The organism is Bacillus sp. MUM 13 (assembly GCF_001866725.1).
Taxonomy (GTDB): Bacteria; Bacillota; Bacilli; order Bacillales; family DSM-1321; genus Peribacillus.
Map to the genome: position 1 here is coordinate 32,516 of NZ_MLYQ01000049.1, position 24,470 is coordinate 56,985.

The 24,470-nt window shown below is 41.6% G+C and carries 19 protein-coding genes, 1 pseudogene and 1 riboswitch; of the genes and pseudogenes, 7 read left to right on the forward strand and 13 right to left on the reverse strand.

The features are described 5' to 3' along the window. From BIV59_RS13940 to BIV59_RS13955, 4 genes are all read right to left on the reverse strand, one after another. Positions 1-429, reverse strand: a complete 429-nt coding sequence (locus tag BIV59_RS13940; protein WP_083392180.1) for a hypothetical protein — start codon at positions 427-429, stop codon at positions 1-3. A gap of 40 nt (positions 430-469) precedes the next feature. Next, positions 470-757: a hypothetical protein gene (locus BIV59_RS13945; RefSeq protein WP_071352075.1), complete on the reverse strand. Its 288-nt coding sequence runs from the start codon at positions 755-757 to the stop codon at positions 470-472. A 201-nt stretch (positions 758-958) separates the two neighbouring features. Continuing rightward, complete coding sequence (locus BIV59_RS13950) at positions 959-1,171, reverse strand: DUF5316 family protein (protein ID WP_083392181.1); 213 nt, start codon at positions 1,169-1,171, stop codon at positions 959-961. Between the two features lie 267 nt (positions 1,172-1,438). After that, positions 1,439-2,986 (reverse strand): phospholipase C, encoded by a 1,548-nt coding sequence (locus BIV59_RS13955; protein ID WP_071352077.1) that lies wholly within the window; start codon positions 2,984-2,986, stop codon positions 1,439-1,441. 228 nt (positions 2,987-3,214) lie between these two features. On the opposite strand from BIV59_RS13955, the gene BIV59_RS13960 reads away from it, so the two are divergent. Beyond that, positions 3,215-4,894, forward strand: coding sequence for a glycoside hydrolase family 13 protein (locus BIV59_RS13960; protein WP_071352078.1), 1,680 nt, complete (start codon positions 3,215-3,217; stop codon positions 4,892-4,894). A 675-nt stretch (positions 4,895-5,569) separates the two neighbouring features. Then, a riboswitch (cyclic di-GMP riboswitch) is annotated at positions 5,570-5,652 on the reverse strand. A 370-nt stretch (positions 5,653-6,022) separates the two neighbouring features. Here the strand turns inward: BIV59_RS13960 and BIV59_RS13965 are convergent. After that, positions 6,023-6,289, reverse strand: a complete 267-nt coding sequence (locus tag BIV59_RS13965) for a phage holin (RefSeq protein WP_071352079.1) — start codon at positions 6,287-6,289, stop codon at positions 6,023-6,025. A 495-nt stretch (positions 6,290-6,784) separates the two neighbouring features. On the opposite strand from BIV59_RS13965, the gene BIV59_RS13970 reads away from it, so the two are divergent. Beyond that, entirely contained in the window at positions 6,785-7,429 is a 645-nt protein-coding gene (locus BIV59_RS13970; protein ID WP_139194372.1) for a C40 family peptidase, read from the forward strand. Positions 7,430-7,845: 416 nt separating this feature from the next. Here BIV59_RS13970 and BIV59_RS13975 read toward each other — a convergent pair whose 3' ends face one another. Next, the gene (locus BIV59_RS13975) at positions 7,846-9,243 is read right to left on the reverse strand and encodes a right-handed parallel beta-helix repeat-containing protein (protein WP_071352080.1); all 1,398 of its coding nucleotides are present in this window, start codon (positions 9,241-9,243) and stop codon (positions 7,846-7,848) included. Between the two features lie 546 nt (positions 9,244-9,789). Between BIV59_RS13975 and BIV59_RS13980 the strand changes: the two genes are divergently transcribed. The 3 genes from BIV59_RS13980 (at position 9,790) to BIV59_RS13990 (ending at position 11,507) form a co-directional block, all read left to right on the forward strand. Continuing rightward, complete coding sequence (locus tag BIV59_RS13980; protein ID WP_071352081.1) at positions 9,790-10,854, forward strand: hypothetical protein; 1,065 nt, start codon at positions 9,790-9,792, stop codon at positions 10,852-10,854. Then, positions 10,847-11,047 carry a hypothetical protein gene (locus BIV59_RS13985; RefSeq protein WP_071352082.1) on the forward strand — a complete coding sequence of 67 codons (201 nt, stop codon included), beginning with the start codon at positions 10,847-10,849 and terminating at the stop codon, positions 11,045-11,047. The genes BIV59_RS13980 and BIV59_RS13985 overlap by 8 nt, the downstream gene beginning before the upstream one ends. 163 nt (positions 11,048-11,210) lie before the next feature. Next, positions 11,211-11,507: a MerR family transcriptional regulator gene (locus BIV59_RS13990; RefSeq protein ID WP_071352083.1), complete on the forward strand. Its 297-nt coding sequence runs from the start codon at positions 11,211-11,213 to the stop codon at positions 11,505-11,507. A 71-nt stretch (positions 11,508-11,578) separates the two neighbouring features. Here BIV59_RS13990 and BIV59_RS23280 read toward each other — a convergent pair. The 7 genes and pseudogenes from BIV59_RS23280 to BIV59_RS14020 all read right to left on the reverse strand — a co-directional run. Further along, positions 11,579-11,764: pseudogene (locus BIV59_RS23280) on the reverse strand (hypothetical protein); the annotation flags it as partial. 648 nt (positions 11,765-12,412) lie between these two features. Next, positions 12,413-12,871 (reverse strand): VanZ family protein, encoded by a 459-nt coding sequence (locus BIV59_RS13995; protein WP_071352084.1) that lies wholly within the window; start codon positions 12,869-12,871, stop codon positions 12,413-12,415. 105 nt (positions 12,872-12,976) lie between these two features. Beyond that, positions 12,977-14,467, reverse strand: a complete 1,491-nt coding sequence (gene argH / locus BIV59_RS14000) for an argininosuccinate lyase (RefSeq protein ID WP_071352085.1) — start codon at positions 14,465-14,467, stop codon at positions 12,977-12,979. A 12-nt stretch (positions 14,468-14,479) separates the two neighbouring features. Continuing rightward, entirely contained in the window at positions 14,480-16,168 is a 1,689-nt protein-coding gene (locus tag BIV59_RS14005; RefSeq protein WP_071352086.1) for an ABC transporter permease, read from the reverse strand. Then, entirely contained in the window at positions 16,165-17,265 is a 1,101-nt protein-coding gene (locus BIV59_RS14010) for an ABC transporter ATP-binding protein (RefSeq protein WP_071352087.1), read from the reverse strand. The genes BIV59_RS14005 and BIV59_RS14010 overlap by 4 nt, the downstream gene beginning before the upstream one ends. Positions 17,266-17,277: 12 nt before the next feature. Further along, positions 17,278-18,354, reverse strand: a complete 1,077-nt coding sequence (locus tag BIV59_RS14015) for an extracellular solute-binding protein (protein WP_071352088.1) — start codon at positions 18,352-18,354, stop codon at positions 17,278-17,280. Then, on the reverse strand, positions 18,351-19,553 hold the full coding sequence (locus BIV59_RS14020; RefSeq protein ID WP_240501908.1) for an ROK family transcriptional regulator: 1,203 nt from the start codon (positions 19,551-19,553) through the stop codon (positions 18,351-18,353). Before BIV59_RS14020 ends, BIV59_RS14015 begins: the two co-directional genes overlap by 4 nt. A 301-nt stretch (positions 19,554-19,854) precedes the next feature. Between BIV59_RS14020 and BIV59_RS14025 the strand changes: the two genes are divergently transcribed. Together BIV59_RS14025 and BIV59_RS14030 are read left to right on the forward strand one after the other, a co-directional pair. Further along, the gene (locus BIV59_RS14025) at positions 19,855-22,359 is read left to right on the forward strand and encodes an NEW3 domain-containing protein (protein WP_071352090.1); all 2,505 of its coding nucleotides are present in this window, start codon (positions 19,855-19,857) and stop codon (positions 22,357-22,359) included. 129 nt (positions 22,360-22,488) lie between these two features. Further along, the gene (locus BIV59_RS14030; protein ID WP_071352091.1) at positions 22,489-23,367 is read left to right on the forward strand and encodes a PdaC/SigV domain-containing protein; all 879 of its coding nucleotides are present in this window, start codon (positions 22,489-22,491) and stop codon (positions 23,365-23,367) included. The last annotated feature ends 1,103 nt before the right edge of the window (positions 23,368-24,470 follow it).

Genomic DNA, 24,470 nt, shown 5'->3' on the forward strand with positions numbered 1-24,470 from the left:
TTAATCACCAACTGCTATTATTCTCCTATTTTTTAGTTTCGCTTCTTCACACGTCTCTTTTAGTTTCATGGCAAAATATCTAATTTTTAGGTCGATTAGATTATCTGTATTGTATGTACTGCATAAATTGTCGCGTATTTTTATCAACATATTTACTTCATCCATTGTAAAAATTTTATCTCCATACTCATCTAAACCAATGAGTAAATCAATATCTTTATTTGGACCCCTGTTCTTATATCTCTGCCAATATTGTTCCTGGTTCCGAAGATATCCAAGCACCTTTTCGTCAAATTTTACACTATCTTCGTAGATATCCTTTATGGAATTTCCAATATGAAAATCAATCCCTATCCCTGTGCTGCATAATTCATTCTGCATGATTAAAAAGTCTAAAGGCGAAATTTCTTTATTGAATTCGTCGTACACCTTTATAGTCTCTGTCTCAATGTGAATTTCAGACCATCTCTCATTTATTTAGACAATTAACAACAAGTTTATTGTTTTCAAATTCTGTATTATTGATTTCTATCTCATACTTCTTGAACTCATCTATATCCTTAATATTTATGCTTCCGTTTAACTTCAGAAGGAACTCTTTACAATTATGTAATTCACATTTAAAAACAGAGTGCGAGTAATAAGGTTCAAAGGTACTAGCCTCCACTGTTAGTAAAAAGCCATTTTTGGTTTCACTAATATCGCTTATTTTCCCATCCAAAGCACGTAGAATATCTAATTGCCAATCTATGTCCATGAAATACCACTCTTTCCTATTAGGGTGTTTTTATTCAGAATGCTATATGCATAGTTTATCTTTTTGGGGTCATTATGCATATTGTTAAAAATATGGAAAAGTACAATATAAAATCTAGGGCTCTTATTAAACAGACCTGCCATTTAGTTGAACAAGAAAAAAGCTTTACTCTCTTTTTAAAGTAAAGCACTTTAGAATCTGTTATTGAAATATGAAATAAATTAACCCAGAAATTAATAAAGAAATTATGCCTGCGATACCAGATATTAATGCTATTTTCGTTCTGGAACTTCTGTCTTCTGGGGTTTCTGAATAAAAATTTCCTCTTTGACGGTCTCCATCAACCCAAGCCCCGATAAAAACACCTGAAATAATGATACCTACTATCCCTACAATTAGAAAAAACTGAATCAATAAAATGCCCCCTTTTTCACCGCCTTATTCATACATACGCATTAAGGACATCTTTGTTTCATATCCGTTTCCCTTTTCAACTATTCTACCCGTTAAGTGTAATAATTGTTATAAATAATTAACTATTTTGGATTAGTGCGGTAAATAATGAGGTCATTTAGAGGTCTTAAAAACAAAAAAGGCACACCACTAATAGCTAGTGATGCACCAGAATTCATTCGATGCGGAACATTCTATTTTGGACAGCTACCGTTAGTGAATTCTCATTTAGTGATTATGATGATGTTGGGAATGATGCTTATGCTCCGTTTTCTCATCTTTCCCTTTTACAGGCTGTCCTGTTTCTTCATTAAGGAACAGTTTTTTATTGCTCGGTTTCTTGCTGAAATCAAACATATTTTCAAGGCTGCCTGCTTTTGCATCAAGAGATTCTCCGCCGATGCGGCCTAAGCTCCAGTTGTCCTCGATAAACCTGAGAATAGACGTTTGATCTGTTAATGTATGGTCCACATAATTACTCTTGGCATAAGGCGAGACGACAAGCAGCGGCAATCTTGGGCCATATCCAGCCTTGCCTGATTCTACGGTCTGTCCGTTGTCAGGTGAATACACATGATCATACCAGCCGTCTGAATCGTCATAAGCAACCACAACAGCCGTATCCTTCCACTCTGGTGTCTTTTGCAGATGATTGATGGTGTTTACGATAAAGTGCTGCTCGTCCAGCGGATCTGAATACCCGGCATGTCCATCCTGATACATTGGCGCTTTCAAATAGCTTACGCTCGGCATCTTCCCTGCATCGACCGTTTTCCAGAAATCCTTCATATCATATTGGTGATTCGCCCCATCACTCTTGCCGATCATGTCAGGAGAGCTTGGTGCCTTATGATCTGGGTTAGCGGTTGATTTATAATATTGGAATGGCTCGTGATGCGGGCTGTAGTCTGTCACATCTGCACCGCCGATATTTTTATGTTTGGCGGCAGGATCAGCAAATCCGCCCTGGAACCAGCCCCAGGTAACTCCTTTTTCATTAAGCAAATCGCCGGCGTTTTTATTGGTATCGTCCATTTGGGCTGTCACACCCGTTGAGGCCTTGTCCAAATGCGGATTAGGATCACCCGTTACTGTCCTGTTTTCATACTCATTCAGGATATCTGATTTGACCTCTTTGCCTGCTTTGTCAAATAGAGATGCACCGTGGGTTTCACCGGAAATAAGGTTCAGCGCGCCGGGTGTGGATGGGCCGTAGCCCGTTCCGAATGAATTATCGCTCATCGCGAAGTTTTGGGCGTAATTCCATAAAGCCGTAACTGTATTTCCATCATAATAGTCCATTACCTGGCGTGACCCTTTTCCTGTCCCGCTGACAAAGTTGTCCATTTTACCGTTATTCGCTGCTGCGATTTCATCATGATAATTATGATCCATATCAGCTGTCATCGCTTGAGAACGATCTAAACGGGCAGGATTCGAAGTATTAGGATTATCTGTCATCAAATTGGTTTTAGAAATATCCGGCTGCGTTTTATTATAATCTTTAGGTGTTAATAAGTTATTTACATCAGGTGTATTGGCCTTAGGGGTAAATGCAGGCTCCCCTTTCACGTTCAGCGCATAAGGATAGGTGCCAAAATAATGGTCAAAAGACACATTTTCTCCAAATATGACAACAACATGCTTAATCGGTGTTTTTGTTTCCCCTTTAGAATTCTTCTCTTCTGCATGAACAGCCGGCGACATTGCAAGCATGGTCCCCAAAGCAGCTGCACTCATTACATTGATAGCTTTAGCAAACTGGAATCGTTTCATATGGAAGCCTCCTCGGGATGTTTCGTTCACAATCTACACTACTCCCTTTCTGTTAAACATTTGTGAAGGGAATATTAAGAAAGTATTACATCTTTTTTTTGGTAATAGCATAATGCCGTTTCAGGTGAACGAATTCAAAAATACGCATACAAACTTCAAGAGCGTTTCTATCATAAAAAGAAAGGGTAAAAAAATGGAAGAACGTTTCAAAGGAGGGCTCACAGAAACATGAACAGAAAATGGTGGAAAGAAAGTGTGGTTTATCAGATTTACCCCGCTTCATTCATGGATTCCGATGGAGACGGAATCGGGGATCTTCAGGGGATTATCTCCAAACTTCCATACATAAAAGATCTCGGAATCGATGTGGTCTGGCTTTGTCCCATTTACACCTCTCCCAATCATGATAACGGCTATGATATCAGCGACTACCGGGGTATCATGAAGCAATTTGGAACGATGGAGGATTTTGATGAGCTCTTGAATAAGGCACATGATATGGGCATCAAGATTATTATGGATCTTGTGGTTAACCATACATCCGACGAGCATCCGTGGTTTATCGAGTCACGCTCTTCCGCCGACAATCCAAAGCGCGATTATTATATATGGAGAAAAGGAAAAAACGGAGGCCCTCCAAACAACTGGGAGTCTTATTTCAGCGGCTCGGTGTGGAAGTATGATGAAACGACGGATGAATACTACATGCACCTGTATACCGAGCATCAGCCTGACCTCAACTGGAAGAACGAACAAATGATCAGTGAAATTGATGAAATGGTCCGCTGGTGGCTGGATAAAGGAATTGACGGCTTCAGGTTTGATGCAATCGCACATATTGTAAAAGCAGAAGGACTGCCAGACGCCCCGGATCCGAACCACCTTCCATATGTCAGGGCCTATACTCTCTTTTCCAATCTGGAAAAAGTGCATACTCTTCTTCATAACTTAAACGAGGTGCTTGAGGACTATGACATCATGACCGTCGGAGAAACGTCAGGACTCGGGCCGGAGCAGGCCCTGAATTATATCGGGGACAAGCGCAAGGAACTGAACATGGTGTTTCAGTTCGAGCATATGCAGTTAGATTCCGCAGCCGGCGGGACAGGAAAATGGAAGCTGATGTCCTGGAACCTCTTGGATTTAAAAAACGTGATGAGCAAATGGCAAACCGTCCTGCATGGAAAAGGATGGAATGCAAATTATCTCTGCAACCACGACCAGCCGCGTTCTGTTTCCCGTTTTGGCAATGACAAGGAGTATCGGGTGGAATCCGCCAAAATGCTTGCTGCCTTTTTACTGACTCTTGAAGGAACTCCCTACATTTTCCAGGGAGAAGAAATCGGCATGACCAACCCACAATTCCCATCCATTAAGGGATACCGGGATGTCGAAACCCTGAATTATTACAAACAGGCACTGGAAAGCAGCACCCCATTGAATGCCATCATGGAATCGATATGGAAAAAAAGCCGTGACAATTCGCGCACACCCATGCAATGGGACGACACACCTAACGCAGGCTTCACAGAAGGCGAGCCGTGGCTTGGAGTCAATTCCAATTACCCGAAAGTGAATGTCCAGCATGCGATAAGGGACGAGCACTCTATTCTGCACTTCTACCGGAACCTGATTTCCCTCAGAAAACAGTACGATGTTTTTGTATACGGAGCATACAAGCTGCTGCTTCCGCTTGATCCCGACCTTTATGTATACACACGTACACTTGAGGATGAAAAGCTGCTCGTAATCCTGAACTTCTTTGAGAGAACACCTGTGTTTGAACTGCCAGAAGAACTAAAGGCTCAGGCTCCTGAACTGCTGCTGTCCAATTACGAAGTGGAACATGATGATATAAACTCTTTCAGTTTACGTCCTTATGAAGCCAGGATTTATAGAATGAAATAATATGAAAAGCTGTCTGAAGCAGCAGCCAGGCAGCTTTTCATATATTTAGCCCAAATACCCCCCTAGTCCACAAAAAAATACTCCCTCAAGAGTATTTCTGCCAGCGCAAACTCCACTAAACCTATTTTTTTCAAAAAAACCCATAAAAAAACATTCGACGTTTTTAGTGTTTTCGCACATATTCCTCATCAAAACCATACAGCATTCCTCCAAGAATGCTAAAAAGCCTCAGCACCAAGAGTAAAATCAGGTCTATTGCTGAGGAAAGCTGATGGAATTTGTGTTGTTTGTTTCACAAGAATTGGCGGTATACTGAGAGTATAAATTATAAATAATTAGCATTTAAAATATAAAATACTAGCGAAGGAGAGATTATTATGAAAATCAAAGCCGGAACATGGAACTTGCTAACAGCACAGGAAAAAAGATTCGTTTTGGAAGCGGTCAGCTATTATCGTTCACATGCTAACTTAAAGAAAACGTCATAATGGCAGATTCGGGATGAAAGGATACAGCCTTTCGTCCCCTCTCCTATTTAAAAATACCTTCCTTGCTCATCGCCGCGCTTAGCCGCATACATGAGACTCATTACAAATAACATGAGAAATGACCCAGAGAATAGCCCTCCAAGAAAAAGCAGCATCATGATGTCCCCCTCGCAGGTCCCAGTAAGAATCCGGCAGCTGGCTGGCATAGCAGATGCGTTAGCCCCTATAGCTTTGCGCCATCACTTTTCAATGATTTTGCCCCTTATACGGATGTGTTAATTTTTATATACCCCAATAACTTCAGGCAAAACAGGTCTATTGTCCCGAACCCTACTTTTTTTAACAAAAATGATTGAATCTCCTATTCCTTAAGCAATTTTCCTTATCTGTAATAAATGCCTTTATCATCCAGAAAGACTCACTTACTGGACAAGGTTTCCTTCTGTAAAATGGAAAAGGCTACAAATAAAGGAGCGATCATTCATGAGCAAAATTAAATCTCTATTATGCTTATTCCACCGTAATCACAAATACAGCTATTATACAGATGTTTGCGTGCGCTGCGGGAAATCGAAAGAGCAGCATTAAAAACATACATACAGTACATAACGAAGCCCCGCTGTCAGCAGCCGGGCTTTTTTTATCTTGGATGCTCGTAGTCCTTCGCCTGGCTGCTGTCGCTATATCCTTTTGTAGTAGGATCCTGAATATTCGTGACTGTGGACAGAAGTGCCGCAACAGCATTTACAAGGGACAGCACCCAGCCCTTTATATCCTCTGTCAGTTTAAAATCAGTAAGGCCAATCGCATGCGCCCCTACCAAAAGGATTTCAATGACTATGAAAAGCTGTGACAGAAAACCTGTAAGCCACAGCCTATTTTTAAATCGGACTTTCCAGTTTATCATGCAGAAACCTCCCATACTATAGATTCTCTATATCATATGTAAAATCTTGAGGAAGTTGTCCGCATTTCACTCTATATCTTCTGATTTACGACAATCATTTTCATGCCATTCGTCCGCCATTTGACAGTTTCCTTATCAGGCGGCATTTATAATAAAAGAAGAGCCCGTGTTTTTCATAGTCTGCAAAAAACCTGTGGGAGGAGTGTAGTTTATGAAAGAGGATACCGGCGGTTTTCCAAGGGGATTTATGTGGGGTGTTTTTTTAAGCATCCCACTGTGGGTGTCTGCAATTGGGTGGGCGAGGATCCTTTACAGCTGGTTCTGCTAGCAAAATATAAAAAGTACCAATAATTACTATATTGCCATCAAGCCTGCTATATCAGCGTTTTCATAGATTTATAAGCAACGTAATTTTTTTGTAATATACCTGTGATGTTTTTGTTATCTCATTTGTATATATTGAGTTTAGCAAATATGATTCGGGGGTAAATTACATTGTTAAAGAAATTGTTATCGTTAGTTTTACTTGCATCAAGTATCTCAGTGGTCGCACCTACTTTAAGTGAAGCCGCTACAAGCAAATATGTGAAAGTCAGTTCAGGAACGCTAAACGTACGGAAAAGCGCTTCTACTAGAGCATCCATCGTTGCTAAATTAAAAAAAGGCACAAAAGTTACGGTTTACTCAACTTCAAAAGGCTGGGCTAAAATCAAAGCAAGTTCAAAATCAGGATATGTAAGTTCAAAATATCTTGCTACATATTCAGCTCCTAAAACCACGGCGTACCATGCAAAAGCAATTAAGGTTGCTAAAAGCAACTTAGGCGTCAAATATAGATACGGCGGCACTACACCAAGCGGATTCGATTGCTCAGGACTTGTGAAATATTCATATGCAAAAGCCGGCAAAACATTGCCCCGCACAGCAGCGGATATGTACGAAAAAGGAAGCCGCGTCAGCTCTTTAAAAACAGGCGACTTAATGTTCTTCGCTCCAAACCGGGCATCCCGCCCAACTCACGTTTCCATCTACATGGGAAGCGGAAAAATGATCCAAGCTGCTACATCAAAAGGAGTATCCATTGCTGCAACAAGCAATTCATACTGGAAGCCTAAATTTATCGGTGCGAAACGTATATAAATTTAGCAAAAAAGAAGGCCCCATCGGGTCTTCTTTTTTTTGCTCTGCAATCTATTAGAAGCAATATTGTAATCAATGAAAGTATTCTTAAATCACTAAATCTAACATTAAAACCTCCCTCAGATTGTATCCTGATTTCAGCTTCCATTTCATAACCAATATTTTCGCAGGGAAACTGCTCAGCATTGCTCTATATCGTGCAGCATCTGCTTATAGCAGCAACCTTAGCTTTTGGAAGGTCATAATGCTTCTCGTACTTGCACATTTTGCACTTAATTTTCATGTAAAACACTTTTTCTATACCGATTATATAGACTTCTCAACCCTCGTTGGCTCCAGTAAGAATTATGTTCGGGTATCCTTTTCATTTATCATCGTTCCTATCGAGATGTAGTATGTACCCATTATACTACTGGTTACTTTTTGGTGACCAATCGGAAGTCCCGTTTCCTTTCATCCGCGAAGATGGGCTTCCGGAACGTGCTTTTACGATCCTGGAGGCTTTTCTGTTGATACTCTGCAAAGCCGGTGACTTCTTCCGATTGCCAGATCCAGCGTGTTTGTTTATCTCCTTTTTCATAGTAATAGACATTGTTGTCGATCTTATTGCTGTTAATTTGATTGGTAGGACTGCTGATTAAAAGCTTTGATTTCCCGGCCACCATGATGTTGTTCTCAATCCTGTTTTGCTTTGTGTGGTATTGTATGAGCAGTTGGCCCCCGTCTTGAAATTTGGAATCGTTTTCATACAGGATGTTCCCTGTAATCCTATTTTTCACGGTGCTTCCTCTTTTGTGATCATAGCCACCGATTGCAATGCCTGCACTTCTGTTTTCATAAATGACATTGTTCCTTATCGTGACCGAGCTTGTGGATTTTCCGCCGTGTTCACTGGCCGCTTCTATGCCTATATCATTCTGATAGACACGATTGTTTTCGATGGTGATCTGTTTTCCTCCATCGACATAAATACCGCCCGCAGAATAATCATTTCCGTAGGACGGGTTTCCGTAACTGGAAATGTCATAGACCGTATTGTTGCGGATGATTCCGTTTCTCGCCTGGTCGAACTTCTCCTCAGTGGATACACCCTCGAATCCGATGATATCAATTCCGATGTTGTCGTTTCGCCTTAGGAGGTTGTCTGTCACCTTAAAGTTCGAAACATTTCCGTTTAACACGAGCGACTCACTCCAACCCAACTTCATGTCTTCCAGTTTGTTTCCTGAAACGATAATATCCTCGATCGCGTCCGGTGCATTGGTGCCATATACCGCAATTCCATGGGCGTTCCCGTTTTTATGCTGCGTTTCGATATGGTGCACATGGTTCCGTAAAATCTTGACCCCTTTCCCGCTCCCGCTGACGGAAATTCCGATGGGCACCAAGTCTTCCTTTTTGGTTTTATACTGCTTGATTTCAAATCCCTCGACCGTGACATAGCTTTTGTCATGGATCGAAACCAAGCCCTGATGGTCCCACGACACCTGAACGCGGCTTCCATCAATGGTCGCCTTTTCCTTCGGATACGCTTTCAACGTAATAGGGGCTTCTTTACGCCCGGATTTTTTGATGACCACCTGTTCACGATAAGTCCCATGTCGTACATAGACCGTGGTACCAGGTTCTGCGAGATTGACTGCTTTTTGTATGGTTTTAAGCGGTTTTTTCCTGCTTCCTGGATTTTTATCATCGCCAACAGGAGAGACATACAGTCCGCTTTGTTCTGTTTTCTTGGCCGCCATGGCGTGAATGGCCATTCCAATCGTACATACCATCAAAAATGACAACATGGCTTTCCATTTTCTGTGCATAGTCGTCCCCCCTTGTTGTTTATGTCGGTTTAAACGGGAAGATGTTTACCATTCGGTTCTTTTCAACTAACTTCCCTCTAAACAAACACTTATCTCTTAATTACGCAGTTTTTCACCATATTGCTATCTAGCTTGTTTTACCCTACAGATTTGATTAGAGAGAAAAGAACACAATCAAGCAGTCAGTTAATTTTCATGGTAGTTCAAGTGAAAGTCTTCACAGTTTCTTCCTTCTAACCAATTTTTCTTTATAAGTGATGTTCAACAAACTGGCCCTATTGTTGAATAGCATAACTGACGTTTAGTTTTAAATGACTTTATTATTTTTTAAACGACTTTAATATGATTTAAATAACTTTATTCTCACGAAACACCTCCCTTGAAAAATCATCCTTTTCAGTTATCTATACCATGATTTCTGAAACCACTTTCCCGATTAAGCACAAAACCTTACCAGCCGCATGAAAAGTTTTGAAAAAATGTAAAAATTAATTTAAGGAAATATTTTCAAACACGCTATAATGAATGTATAAGGGAGATGATGAGATGCTAGTTCGGAAGTTAGGGAATAAAAATTATATCTGGAAGGCGCTGTTATTCCTGGTGCTTGGATCAAATATTTTATTATACCGCTCCCCCCTTTCTCCAATTATCCTGCTGGAGGAAACGAACTTGGTCACGCTCGGCTCCATTTTTGATTTGGCAATCATATCGCCCCTGCTGCTTGTTGTGATTAATAGGAAAAAGAATGGCCATGTGAAGCGTCTAATTCTTTCAATGGCTGCCGGCATTATATTGGCACGATTTCTGATCCCGCAGGAATACTTCCAGCCGTACAAGGCTCTTTCATATGGAGGATTTGCAATTGAAGGACTGCTTCTGTTTTTGGAGCTGGGACTGCTGTTTATGCTCATGCGCAATCTCCCTGCAATCATACAGGAAGTCCGCCAAAGCGAAGAAGGCCTGCTTTTCTCCTTTCCGTCTGCAGTCGAAAAGAAAACAGGCAAACATCCTATAGTGAGGGCAGCCGCTTCAGATTTCCTAATGTTTTACTATACCTTTATGTCGTGGAGAAAAATTCCAGCTGCTGAAGAAAACACCTATACCCTCCATAAAAATACTAGCATGATTGCATTTCAGATCATGTTGCTTCATGCCATTGTGATTGAAACAATTGGCATACACTGGTGGCTTCACAACTATTCAGCTGTCCTGTCACTAGTGCTTCTCATACTGAACATCTGCTCCGTCATATTTTTTGTTGGTGACATCCAGACAATCAGGCTGAATCCGGTTAAACTGTCAGGCAGCACCTTGTACCTCTCTCTTGGATTGGCAAAGAAAATGGCATTGCCGCTTGATAACATCGCTGAAATCAACACAAATCCGAATGAACTTGAGAAAAAAACCGACAGGACCACAACAATCGAATTTATAGCCAAAGACTTCGAGGCGATGCACCCACACATCATTTTAGAATTAAAAGAACCACAGCGTGCTGTTCTTTTCTTCGGAATTGAAAAAACATACAGCAAAGTAGCGATACGCTTGGACCATCCTGAAAAATTTATAGAGCAATTAAAAATAAAAACGGTGGCCAAATATGATTGAAAAAATGCTGCTTTCCCTCTCCATGATTATTGTTGCCATCATCCTTACATGGCGGATGGATGATCTCATCATCACCATCACTATTTGGGCAATCAACGCCATATCGATCTTTTACTTGTTTTTTTATAAAGCTATGTTAAAGGACAAGGTTGATTTGTTGAAAAATGTTGAGATGACTTCCCCCTCCATCTAATTAAATTAGTTTTAACAAAACTGGATATTTACGGTAAAATAAGAATAATATTGTGAAGGAATGTACTTAAACTAAAGGCACAGATTAATAAAAATAAAATGAATACGGTTTTTAACATCAAACATTAGATAGAATGAACATTTTTTAGTAGGGAGAGAAAGTAATGGAATGGAGTATGTTTTTTGTATCGATAGGGATTGCCGTTGCAGGATATTTTATCGGAGATGGACTGAAAAATTTTAAAAACCCGAATGCAAAAAGCCTTTTCGATTCGTTAAATGAAGATGATGAACACCAACTAATTAAAGAAAATGATGTGCATTATTTTATAGGGATATCGAGAGAAGATACAAAATCTTTAATTCAAGAGCATTCAGACATTCCGCATATTATAATAGGCGGTAAGGTGTACTACCCGAAGGATAAATTGCGTAAATGGTTATTGAATTTAGGAGAGTAAACTTACTTTACTTTAGTAAAACACACGAGCTAGGAGATACAATTTCCAGCTCCTATTTTTTATATGTATTTTTATTTTCCTATGAAATAACTGGAATAATCTTCAAACCAGAATGCGTAGTTTCTCAGTTTTAATTTATCTGCGGCTTCCCAAGTTCCATAAACACTTTCCAAGATAAGCATTTGCTTTTTCTTACTCAAATGGCTTTCCATTTTTCTATTGTCGAGGAATTGAAACCACATTAAATAAAGTTGTAGTGCTCCACATTGTCGCTAGATGTTATAAGACTTCAGGGATATCATTCAGAATCACCCAATAACCTTAACTTCACCTTTGATAAAGAAGATGAAAATCATATACAATTACCTGTATCATTAAAAAAATGCGAAAAAAGCCCGTTTTCCTTACTTTACATAGCCCTTTCCACACTTTAATTTCCATTTTTATGGATAATAGTATCAAATCAGCTCTGATTCGAGCGAAATTCCCCTTTATTAGAGCCAAATGTGCAGTGAATCGAGCCAAACTCCCGGTGATTCGAGCGAATGCAAAAAAGGCCTAATTGGGCGCTTTGACAAACCAAACGGAGAACGAACATGGTCGTGAATGAAACACATTCCGAAATTACCTCTTACTCTAGCAAAAAACGCTAGATAGTCCGCCTTATTTTGTCTTAAGGCGCACTCTTCGCCATTAATATATTCAAAACATCTCTGTTTCCCTCACTGCACAGGGCTATCACGCACTTTAATTTCCATTTTTATGGATAATAACGCCAAATCAGCTCTGATTCGAGCGAAATCCCCCTTCATTAGAGCCAAATGTCCAGTGATTCGAGCCAAACTCCCTTTGATTCGAGCGAAGGCATAAAAAAAGAACAAATCCCTAAAGATTTGCCCCTCATTCTATCCGCGTACCCTCCGCTCAAACACACTCAGAAAAAAGGAGACAAACAAGATACCCAGTGTGTCAATCCCAAGGTCATATAAGCGTCCGTCTCTGCCGAAGAACAGCTGAAAAAACTCCGTAAAAAACGCAAAGGCAAAAGAAATCAAAATTGCCCGCTTATGGTTTTTCAAGAGCCAATACAGCAATAGATCCATCACGGCAAAACCTGTGAAATGTCCAAGCTTCACGATGATAAAGTCTTGGTGTATCAATGTTAAATCATAAAAATAAAAAAAGGATACAAAATCCGGAGACGGGTTCCAGGTAAAACCCAGCGATTTAAAATCAAGGAATTGCTCAAGGCTTTTTGTCCAAGTGTTCACGCAGAGTACAAAAGCCCAAGCGATAATCACCAACATTTTAAACAGCTTTTTATCCCTGCGTGCAATCGTCTCATTCGTTTGCGGCTGATTCATTACATTCATCCTAACCCATATATTCTTAGTACCCTATCATACAATAAATGGCAGGACAATCACAAATTCATGATACCAAAAAAAACCGGGAGCTCTCCCCCCGGTTCAATCTCTGAACGTAAAAGCTATCAGTTCAGCCCGTTTTTCCTTCAATATATTCATCACTTTTTCCCAATCACCTTTAGCCTTCAAAAGAGCTTCTTTCCGCTGTAAAATCATCCTCTCAACTTCATCAGGATTCGGTCCGCCCTGTACCTTCCTGATTTCAACAAAATATTCCGGGGAAATAATTTTCTGCCACTCTTCTTTTGTAAGTGTGACAGAGACAAAATCCTTCAGCATATTGTTTATGTCCTGAACGTCCCAATCATATAATTCCATATTCTGCTGCTTTGTTTTTTTTGCAACGGCACTTGCAATGGAATGGGCATGGCGGAAGGATATCCCGTAGTCACGTGATAATGTATCGGCCAGCTCGGTGATGGTGATGCTTGATTTACCGGCCATTTTTTTCATATGCCCTTCATTGACCTTCAGGGTGGAAATGACGGCATACATCAGCTTCAGCACACGGTTTGCATTATTGAATGCCCGGTACAGATGCGGCTGCAGATCATCCTCTGTATCCACGATATCGCCAAACGGTGTATTATGAATCATGTTCACAGCAGCCATTGCGTCCCCGAAAGAGCTGCTGGCAAGTGCCCTCGCATGCTCAATGGACACCGGATTTCGTTTTTGCGGCATAATGCTGCTCACCTGGACATAAGGATCCGCCACAGTAAAGGAGCCGAACTCTCTTGTCACATGCTGCAGGAAATCCTGAATCCACCGGCCCGAATCCACCATTAACGTCATAATGGCAGAAGCCGTTTCAAGCAGATAATCGGCACCTGCAATCGAATCATAGGAATTCTCAATCACTCCCTCAAAGCCAAGCAATTCACATGTCCGGCTGCGCGAAATCGGAAAGCCTGTAGTCGTCAGGGCGGCCGCTCCAAGAGGCGATTTGTTCACCGTTTCATATGCAGTCTGGAGCCTCTTCGCATCTCTTTGCAGCACATCATAAACAGCGAGCAGATAATGCCCAAGCGTTGTCGGCTGGGCCGGCTGTGTATGCGTATAGCCGGTCATCACCGTATTTTTATGTTTCTCTGCCTGATAGAGCAGAGCCTCGCTTAATAACTGAACATGCCCAAGGGTTTCCAGAAGGTTCTGTCTCAGCACGAGCCGGTACATCGCCACACCCATATCATTCCGGCTCCTTGCAATATGAATCTTGCCGGCAAGCTCAGCGCCTATTTCCTCCCCAATCCGCGCTTCCATCATAAAAAATAAATCCTCAAACTCTGGCTTATAACATAATGAAGAAGAATCACAAGCTGCGGCCTTATTGATTCCCCCGAGCATGACCTCAGCTTCAGACTTTTCAATAATCCCCTCTTCAGCAAGCATAATCACATGCGCCCGGTGAATATCAAACATCACATGAAACAGGAAATCCCTTTGATCATTAAAAACAGGCTTCAGTAATTGCTCTACATAGGTTTTCCCGGGAAAGACCGTGCCTTCGCTTTTGATAAAATCTTCAAACATACAATACCTCCATTAAAGTGATTGTTCCGCCTTTACACCAAAAAATTTATTTGAAATGAAGAGAACAGCGGCAATTAAGATAATTTGGATCATGCCATAAGCTGCCGCTTGCCCCATATTAAACATGCGCAGCTGATTCATGATTTCTATGGATATTGGACGGTTTGATAAGGTATATAGTAGAACTGAAGTAGGAAATTCTCCCACTGCTTCAACAAAGGCAAGCAGTGTTCCAGAAAGGACACCTGGCATAATAATAGGCAGTATCACTTTTCTGAACGTATAAAACCACTTTGCACCGAGACTCCGCGATGCTTCCTCAATCGAATCATCCAGCTGCTCAAGGACTGCATTTGTAGACCGCACCACAAGCGGAATGTGCCGGATAAAATAAGCAAGCGGCAAAATCCAAAAAGTTCCTACTAAAATGTTTCCAAAGGAAAAAATATTCGGTTCATTAAAAGCAAAAACGAGATTCATCCCGATTACTGTTGCCGGCAGCGCCCAGGGAATCATCACTAAGATATCCACAAAGTTCTTCCCGACGAATTTCCTCTTCACAAGCAAGTACGAAGTAAGCACACCAAATACCAGGTTGCCTGCGGTTGCAATCACAGCCAGCAATAAACTGTTTTTAATCGGCTTCAGAATATTGGGATCTTCAAAAAGCAAACGGAAGTTTTCAAAGTTGAATGTCGATGGATAGGTCTGCCATGTCCACGTGCCATCCGGAACCAGCGAAAGAAGCAGGATTGTAAAGTGCGGAAGAAGCAAAATGATGACAGCCAAGATTCCGAAGATCACCATGATCCACTTCGTGACAGGATTTTTCACTTCACTGCGATGAGCTCCGATCCCCTTCGTCGCCATTCGGTAGTCCTTCCTGTTTTGATACCACCTCATGAACAGCAGGAAGCTGATTGAAACGATTGAAAGAATGACCGATTGTGCAGCAGCTATTTCCATATCACCATTAATTTTCGAAAAATATATCTGCAGACTAAGGACCCGGTAACCGCCTGCCAATAAAAATGGCGCACTAAACGATGCCATAGAAATCATAAACACGAGAAGCGAAGCAGCCACGATCGCAGGTGTCAAAAGCGGAAACGTCACCTTCCAAAACACATTGAATCTTGAGCCCCCAAGGTTGTGGGCACTTTCTTCAAGAGAAGGATCAATTTTATTCAGTGCGGATGAAACGGTCATATAAAAGTACACATACATCGTATAGGCGTGCACAAGCAGGATTCCGGATACTCCCCCAATTTTGAAGGGTACTTTTTTTAGTTCAAACAAATCTTTTATTAAATTAGGAATCAGTCCGGTTTCACCGTATAAAAACATAAAAGCCATTACACCGACTAACGACGGAAGAACAATTGGCATGATAGCTGCCGTAGAGAAAAATTTCCTTCCAGGGAAATCATAGCGGTTGAAGATCAAAGCAAGCGGGATACCAATAACGGCACTGGCCACTACACTTAATACAGAAATATAAACCGAATTCCAAAGCGCCTCTAAATTGGTCTTCGATTTTTGGGAAAAGAAATCCTGATAGTTTGATAGTGTCAGGCTGCCGTCTTTATTCAGGCTTTCCACAAGAGTACGAATCGATGGATAAAGCACATAAGCAATAAGGACAAGCACAACAGGTATCAACAGCCCATATGTCAGCCTGGAGTCCCGGTTTTTCATCATAAAGCATCATCCTTTACCATTGGAATAATGCGGATATGATCTTCTGGTATATGAACCAGCACCTGCTCTCCCCTTTTATACAAGGCAGAGGAACTATTGTTCAGGATATTGACCTTAAGACGATGTCCCGCGGCCGAAACGTCAAGATTAATGACCGAGCCAAAAAACTGGATGTCTTCAATCGTGCCTTTAAACACATTAGATAGCCCGTCTTGGTCAGCCGCCAAAATCCTGATTGCTTCCGGCCTGACGGAAAGGGCAAGGTTCTCTCCCTCAAACTCTGACTCGATGTGATGGGTATGTATAGAAAAACGCTGGGTTTCATGGAAAACTTCAGCTTCCAGTTTTCCATGTTCCCTATAAATCTCTTTGACCGGCAGCAGATTTATGTCACCTATGAAACTTGCAACAAAATCATTCGCTGGCTCATTATATATTTCTGCCGGCGTTCCAACCTGCTGGCAGACTCCATAATGAAACACCGCAATCCGGTCACTCATCGATAATGCCTCCGCCTGATCATGAGTCACGTAAATTGTGGTGATTTTATATTCACGCTGCAGCCTGAGAATTTCACTTCTCATTTCATCGCGCAGTTTGGCATCCAGATTGCTCAGGGGCTCATCCAGCAAAAGAATTTCCGGCTCAATGACAAGCGAACGGGCCAAGGCCACACGCTGCTGCTGCCCTCCGCTTAACTGGCTAACTTGTCTTTCAGCATACTTTTCCAGACGTACCTTCTGAAGAATATTGCCGACACGCTCCTTAATGTCCTTGAGAGAGGTTTTCCTCACCCTAAGTCCGTACGCTACATTTTCAAACACGGTCATATGAGGAAAAAGGGCATAGTTTTGAAAAACCATGCCTGTATTTCTTTTTTCAGGAGGTACTTGCGTCATATCCTTATCCCCAAACCGGACGATGCCCTTTGTCGGATAATAAAAACCGGCAATCATGCGCAGTGTTGTCGTCTTGCCGCATCCGCTTGGCCCAAGAAAGGTAAAGAATTCACCATCCCTAATATCAAGGTTTAAGTGATCAATTGCCGTTACCTTTCCAAAGGTTTTTTGGACATTTTCTATTTGTATCGACGCCATACCTTTCACTTCCTATTCCTTGATTTCTTTGTTCCCGCTCTTTATATTTTCATCCCAGTATTTCATCCAGCCATCGCTTTCCTTCTGGAAAACAGACCAGTCGATATCCATGCTCTTAATTTCTGTATTTTTGATCCAATCCGGCAGATCTTTAATATCGTTTCTCGTCGGAATCCTGTAGAAGTCCTTAGCCAGGATCTTAGCCGCTTCAGGAGAATTCACAAACTCATAAAAAGCTTTCGCCGCTTTTGGATGAGGCGCCTTCTTCACTACAGCGATCCCTTCTGTTAGAACAGGAGTCCCGCTTTCCGGAATGATGAATTCGAAAGGATAATTTTTCGTTTCCTTCAGCATAACTACATCCGGCATATCCCAGACGGTCACGACACCTTCGCCTTTTGCCACTTTGTTATACATCATTTCAGGATTGGCGGAATATTCCTTCGTATTTTTGTCCAGCTTCTCAAGCCACTTATAGCCTTCTGCCGGATCTTTTGAATCTTTATAATCACGGTAAATCATAGAAGAGAAGATTGTTCTCATGGTTCCTGATGCTAAAGGATAGCGGATAATTAGTTTGTCTTTCCATTTGGGGTCAAGAAGGTCATCCCAATCTTTTGGTGCTTCACTTTTGGATACCTTTTTGCTGTTGTACATGATGACTTCTGGAGTTTGGCTAGTTCCTGTCCAATACCACTTTGGATCGTGAAAGCCGTCTGCGAGGGTGTTTGCGTATTTTGGCTTGTAGGGTTCAAGCAATCCTTCATCCTTTGCCTGGTCAAAACTTGTAGACGGAGCTCCCCACCAGATGTCTGCCTGAGGATTATTTTTCTCAGAGCGGACCCGGTCGAGCACCTCCTGCGAGCCCATATCGAGCCACTCTACATCAATGTTGTACTTCGCTTCGAACTTCTTCTCAAACTCTGATAAAATATCCTTTCCATGAGGAGAATAGACCACAATTTTCTCTTCCAGACTTTTTTTCTTTTCTCCATCACCAGAGCTTTTCTCTGAGCTGCATGCCGTCATGAACATGGCAGCTGATAGGGTTAAAGCCGTTATTGCCGATATCTTTTTATTCACCTTCACAAAAAATCCCCCTCTTCAATATGAGTAAGAATGCTTTTATGTTCCCTTAAAAACAGAGAAACTGCTCCAAGAACACCAGCATGATTTCCAAGCTTTGTTGTCTGGATTTCCAGTGATCCCGGAAGATACTGTTTGACCATTTCACACAGCTTAGGCAAAATTTGATTAGATGATTTCGAGACACCACCTCCTAGAATGATTATTTCAGGATTAAGCAGGCTTGCTGCATTAATGACACCAAATGCCAAATGCTCGGTCGCTTCCCCGATTACTTTTTTAGCAGTCCCGTCTCCTTTTGCAGCACATAGAAAAGCCATCTCCCCAGTTAATTCCGAAGACAGGGCCTCCATGTAAAGCGGGTGGCCAGGGTCATTTCTGACGCTCCTGGTAAATGCCTCTCCTATGGATTTCCCCCCTGCCACACTTTCCAAATATCCATAATGCTGAAAAACCGGTTTAAAATCTCTCTTTACATCCTGCCGGTCTGTTACCATATAGCCCATCTCTCCTGCTGCGCCAAAGGCTCCCCGGTAAAGCTGATTATTAATGATAATGCCGCTTCCGATTCCAGTTCCGACAGCTATGAATAGTACGTTTTTCTTATCCCTTGCTGCTCCCAGCCATTGTTCTCCCAAAGCTGCAGCATTCACATCATTATCCACCACAACCGGAAATTCAAAGTACCTTTTAGCTTCCTCAATGAACGGGTAGTTCACCCAGTCAAGGCTAGGGGCTTCCAATACAATGCCACGTTTAGAATCCGTGATACCGGGAACACCTGCCCCCAGCCCTAATATGGAATCCCTGTTAATGTTCTTATCCATAAGCATGGAGTCCACATCTTCTGCAATTTTTTCCAAAAGCCCGCTCTTCAGAAATTCAGCTGTGTGAAAGCTTTTTTCCCCTATGATGCTGCCGTTTAAATCACTGAGAATAGTATGGACTTTTGTGCCGCCGATATCTGTACCCAGAATGAACATGGCTTTTTCATTAAAGTAAAGCTGAATAGGCCTTCTTCCTCCCTGTGATGAAGATTCACCGCTGCCTTTTTCATACACCCAATTTTCCCGGATCAGCTCCTCCACAAGCATGGATACAGTAGGCTTAGATATGTTAATTTTAGCGGCAATTTCTGCCCGTGAAATTGGTGCAAACTCCTGGATGCACAGCAATATTCTTTTTTTATTCATGTATTTCATATGCATTGGTGTCCCTTTTAGACTCATCACATCACGGCCTTAATTATTTTGGTTAGTAAGTTTTACTAATTAACTAAACTATAAATTATATGTAAAGCGGTTTCAATATATTTTTTTATTATTTGGATTATTCTGTTAAATAAAAGTTATCCATGTATTTACAAAGTCAAATTGTTGTGTTATTCATTAGCTAAGGGGTTTTTTCGTCCTGTTAGTTAGGAATATTAACTAACCTACTATATACCCAGGCCAAAAGGAGGAAAGTTTGTAAAACTCCACAAAAAATGAAAGGGGTTACAAAATGAAAAGAATTCTATTCTCATTCCTTTCGATTCTGCTTTGTGCATCCTTTTTCCCTATCGAAGGAATTGCCGCTCCAGCAAAAGAACCTGATGTTGCCCTTTGGAATGCTGTAAAGCCTCTTGGAACAACCGTCTCTTTTTTGAATACCGGAGCCCATCCTGATGATGAGCGCAGTGACTTTTTGGCCTATTTATCAAGAGGGCTTGGAGTCAAAACATCAAGCCTGATTGCCAACCGCGGCGAGGGGGGACAAAATGAGATTGGCGATGAATTAGGCAATGCACTTGGCATAATCCGTTCTAGAGAAATGATTGAAGCTGCCAAAATCACTGGTGTCACAGCTTACCATTTAAGCAGAACCACTTCTGACCCTATCTATGATTTCGGTTTTTCAAAAACACCTGAAGAAACCCTTTCAAAATGGGGAGAAACACTCACCTATGAACGTGTCATCCGATTTATCCGCACCTATCAGCCGGACATTGCGATGCCCTCCTTCCGAAACGATGATACACAGCACGGCCACCACCGCACAATGGAGATATTGACAGAACGGGCATTTAAAGACGCCGCAGATCCTAAAGTGTTTCCAAAGCAATTAAAAGAAGGTTTATCCGTCTGGCAAATTAAGAAACTCTACCTCCCTGCCGCCTCCAAAGAATCAGCAACCACTTCCATAGAAATCGGCAAATATGATCCAGTCTATAAAATGACTTATCCTCAGCTAGGAGAACAATCACGGTTCATGCACAAAAGCCAGGGAATGGGGTCTGTCATTCCTGCAGAACCGAGACAAGTTGATTTGGAACTCCTGAAAAGCGCAGTCGGTGACAATAAGGACCTGTTTGCAGGTGTACCCTATGACTTAAAACAATGGGCAAAAAAGCTCCCTAAAAAAGAGCAAGCCTTAAAGAACCAGTTTATAGCCCTTCAGTATGACCTTAACTCTGCTATTTCTTCTTATCCGAACCGCAGCAAGGTTTTTGACAAAAGCCAGCAGGCATTAAAAGAAGTCCGCTCTGCACTTGCAAAAACCAAACGTGCAAGCCTGGATTCCGCCCTTAAGGCTGACTTGCTGCACAAGCTCTCACTCAAGGAAGACCAGCTGCAAAATGCCAGCTTTGTTTCCTCGAGCCTCTCAGTTACGGCAAAATCATCTTCAAGTATTCTCACAAAAGGACAGAAAACGACTGTTACAGTAAAACTGGTAAACAACGGAAAGCATACCATCACAAATGCCGGAGCGTCTCTCATCATTCCAAAGGGCTGGAAGGCGGCCACTCATAATCAGAACAAAACTCTAAAGCCAGGCAGCACGGCAACTTTTACTTACACTATAACCGTCCCTAAGAATGCTGCCTATTATGACCCGTACCAAGCACCTGCCATACAAGCCAAGATAAACTACAAGGCCAATGGAACAGCGGCAAGCCACGTTCAGGATCTGGAAGGAACCATTGCCGTTCTTCCGGAGGTCGGTTTAACTTTGTCACCCGATAACCTTGTTGTAAACACTCTTGAGGTGCAAAAGGAAATTCCCGTCACAGTCAAAGCTAAAAACTATCAAAGTGGAGCTGCTAAAACAGCCGTCTCCTTACACATACCAAAGGGGTGGAAGGTTTCTCCTCAAAAAGCTGTTCTTTCTTTTAAAAAGAAGCTTGAGGAGCAGGATGTCACCTTTAAGCTTTCACCGCCAGCTGGCATTAAAGCGGGAGATTACTCTATAGATGCCATAGCTGAAAGAAATGGACAGAAACTCGGCTCCACCATCCAGGAAATATCCTATAAACATATCGGAACATTTTATTATCAATACCCGGCAAAGCTAAAAGCTGTAGCCTTTGAACTGAACAAGCCAAAAAACCTGAACGTCGGTTATGTGGACAGCGGATTTGATAAAGTGGCAGATAGCCTTATTCAAGCAGGCTTTCATGTCACGAAGCTGACAGAAGCAGATTTATCCACAGGTGATTTAAGCAAATACGATACCATTGTTACAGGCATCCGGGCTTACCTTTCCCGTGCCGACCTTTTGAAAAACAATGCACGTTTGCTGCAATACGCGGAAAATGGCGGACACGTTGTTGTCCAATACCATAAACCTGGCGACAAATGGGACCCTGCTGCCACCGCGCCGTACAAACTAAAAATTGGCGACCCATCCATACGCTGGAGAGTAACAGATGAAAATGCCAAGGTAACTATAACAAATCCGAACTCTCCGCTATTCAGCTACCCGAACAAAATTACCGATAAAGACTGGGAAAACTGGATTCAGGAAAGAGGACTGTATTATCCGATGGAATGGGACAGCCGCTATGAAACCTTCGTCAGCATGGCCGACCCTAATGAAGCGCCATTTACTGGAGGCATACTCGCTGCCGACTACGGAAAAGGCACCTACCTATATACAAGCCTAGTATTCTACAGGCAAATCCAAAGCCAGGTGCCTGGTGCATACAGGATTTTCACTAATATGATCAGCTATGGTACCAATAAATAAGAACCTGATGCAAGCCCCTGCCTCTTGGCGGGCGGCTTGTTTTTTTGTCCATATTTTACCAAACTCATCGTTTTTTTAATTTTCTTCTTATATAATAGCAAGGTACCTTAAATTAAACGGAGGGATAGTATGAACATACAAAAAGCCTTAAAAACCCTGCTTGTTTTGTCACTTTTCGTTTCCTTGCTCTTCACGTCTCACGGGGCAAGTGCAGCTTCGGCCAAGATAGCCTATGTGAATACCAAAACTACATTAAATGTCAGAAGTGCTCCAAGCTTAAAGGGGAAAGTTGTCGGTTCATTATTAAGCGGCACAAATGTAAATGTATATGCAAAACTGAGTTCCGGATGGTCTGAGATATTGTACAAAAATAAAAAAGCCTATGTTTCTACCAGATACCTGAAATTCTATACAGCTATCAAGGTTACTAAGCACACATACAAAGTAAGCGATCTTAGCTATCCACAGGTTTCCGGCATGAAAAATAAGACCGCTGAAAAGAAAATCAACCAAACCTTATTGAGTGAAGCAGCAAGATCTTATAAGGCATATTTGGCAACCCAAGCGCAGGAAAAAAGAGACAGAAGCGAAGAATGGTGCAGCGGATTTGCCTGTAACTACAAATACATCACATCTTATAAAGTTAAATACAATGACGGATCTAAATTGAGCATACTGATCACTGACTATACTTATCTAGGCGGCGCCCACGGAAACGACTATGTTGAAGGCTTTAATTTTAACAGCAGCGGCACCCGGGTAAAAATAAGCGACATCCTTACCACAAAAGCAACAATGGAAAAAGTCAGAACATACGCCTACAACTACCTGATCAAGCACGAGTCCACCGGCTACTTTGTACATAAAAGAAGCGATGTCCCAATGAACAGCAAATCCCAATTTTTCTTTGCCCAAGGTGGCATTTACTTGATTTATCAGGAATATGAATTGGCACCTTTTGCTGCTGGAAATCCTGTTTTAAAGATTCCCAGTTCGGTATATAACTGAGGTAAAAAGGCATGAGGATTGGGTCCTCATGCCTTTTTTTGTTACTAAACTACAAGATTATGTTGTTTTCAGCAGGAATCAAGAGCTCTAAGGCAACATTTTTTTCCAGTTAAATGGATAATAGGTCCAAACTAGCCTCCATTCGAACCAAATCCTCTCTGATTAGAGCGAAATTAGGCTTCATTAGAGCCAAATCCCACTTCATTCGAGCGAGTTGAAAATCTTCCCCCTCACATATACAAAATTCAGCTGACTTGAGCCACGCATACATCTAACATAGTCACCCTCTGAAGGATTATTTTTTCCAGTTAAATGGATAATCGACCCAAATCAGCTTCCATTCGAGCCAAATCCTCTCTGATTAGAGCGAAATTAGACTTCATTAGAGCCAAATCCCACTTCATTCGAGCGAGTTGAAAATCATCCTCCTCACATTAACAAAATTCAGCTGACTTGAGCCACGCATACACCTAACTTAGTCACCCTCTGAAGGCTAATTTTTTCCAGTTAAATGGATAATTGGTTCAAATCAGCCTTCATTCGAGCCAAATCCTCCCTGATTAGAGCGAAATTCGTCTTCATTAGAGCCAAATCCCGCTTCATTCGAGCGAGTTGAAAATCAGCCTCCTGGAGAATCCAGAATAATACAAGGCTCCCCTCACATAGGGTATAGAAATATACCGCTACATGATGAGGAGCCTGGCTGACATGAAGAGAAATAAAAATATGCCTTTTGTCCTTTTATCGTGTTTTATTTTATTGATATTCTTGCTTGTTAATATGATTAGCCACACCACTGTTTATTTTGTGTACAGTTCAGGGATTGGGACTTTCATTATATTTGGATTAATCATTACTGTTATAATCGTTTTATATGTAAAAGGAATGTAAAACAAATATGTACGTGGCTGCCTGCTCCCTATGCAGGCTTTTTTTTATGCCATCTCACCAAAAATTTTATAAATTATAAACAAAATCAGAGCCCACAGCGGGATGGACAAAAGTACTCCCCAAAGGCACCCTTTAAAAAATGTATTTTCACTATCTAAATTCTCCATATGATAACCACCTAACACTGTTAACCAATCTGCCCAATTTCCAGA

What these genes read in the sequence shown, in the direction of transcription:
- BIV59_RS13960 (WP_071352078.1), top strand. Translation starts at nt 3,215, where the DNA reads ATGAACAGAAAATGGTGGAAAGAAAGTGTGGTTTATCAGATTTACCCC.
- BIV59_RS14005 (WP_071352086.1), bottom strand. Translation starts at nt 16,168, where the DNA reads ATGATGAAAAACCGGGACTCCAGGCTGACATATGGGCTGTTGATACCT.
- BIV59_RS13965 (WP_071352079.1), bottom strand. Translation starts at nt 6,289, where the DNA reads ATGATAAACTGGAAAGTCCGATTTAAAAATAGGCTGTGGCTTACAGGT.
- BIV59_RS14010 (WP_071352087.1), bottom strand. Translation starts at nt 17,265, where the DNA reads ATGGCGTCGATACAAATAGAAAATGTCCAAAAAACCTTTGGAAAGGTA.
- argH (WP_071352085.1), bottom strand. Translation starts at nt 14,467, where the DNA reads ATGTTTGAAGATTTTATCAAAAGCGAAGGCACGGTCTTTCCCGGGAAA.
- BIV59_RS13980 (WP_071352081.1), top strand. Translation starts at nt 9,790, where the DNA reads ATGCTAGTTCGGAAGTTAGGGAATAAAAATTATATCTGGAAGGCGCTG.
- BIV59_RS14020 (WP_240501908.1), bottom strand. Translation starts at nt 19,553, where the DNA reads ATGAAATACATGAATAAAAAAAGAATATTGCTGTGCATCCAGGAGTTT.
- BIV59_RS13945 (WP_071352075.1), bottom strand. Translation starts at nt 757, where the DNA reads ATGGACATAGATTGGCAATTAGATATTCTACGTGCTTTGGATGGGAAA.
- BIV59_RS13995 (WP_071352084.1), bottom strand. Translation starts at nt 12,871, where the DNA reads ATGAATCAGCCGCAAACGAATGAGACGATTGCACGCAGGGATAAAAAG.
- BIV59_RS13955 (WP_071352077.1), bottom strand. Translation starts at nt 2,986, where the DNA reads ATGAAACGATTCCAGTTTGCTAAAGCTATCAATGTAATGAGTGCAGCT.
- BIV59_RS13985 (WP_071352082.1), top strand. Translation starts at nt 10,847, where the DNA reads ATGATTGAAAAAATGCTGCTTTCCCTCTCCATGATTATTGTTGCCATC.
- BIV59_RS14030 (WP_071352091.1), top strand. Translation starts at nt 22,489, where the DNA reads ATGAACATACAAAAAGCCTTAAAAACCCTGCTTGTTTTGTCACTTTTC.
- BIV59_RS13990 (WP_071352083.1), top strand. Translation starts at nt 11,211, where the DNA reads ATGGAATGGAGTATGTTTTTTGTATCGATAGGGATTGCCGTTGCAGGA.
- BIV59_RS13975 (WP_071352080.1), bottom strand. Translation starts at nt 9,243, where the DNA reads ATGCACAGAAAATGGAAAGCCATGTTGTCATTTTTGATGGTATGTACG.
- BIV59_RS14025 (WP_071352090.1), top strand. Translation starts at nt 19,855, where the DNA reads ATGAAAAGAATTCTATTCTCATTCCTTTCGATTCTGCTTTGTGCATCC.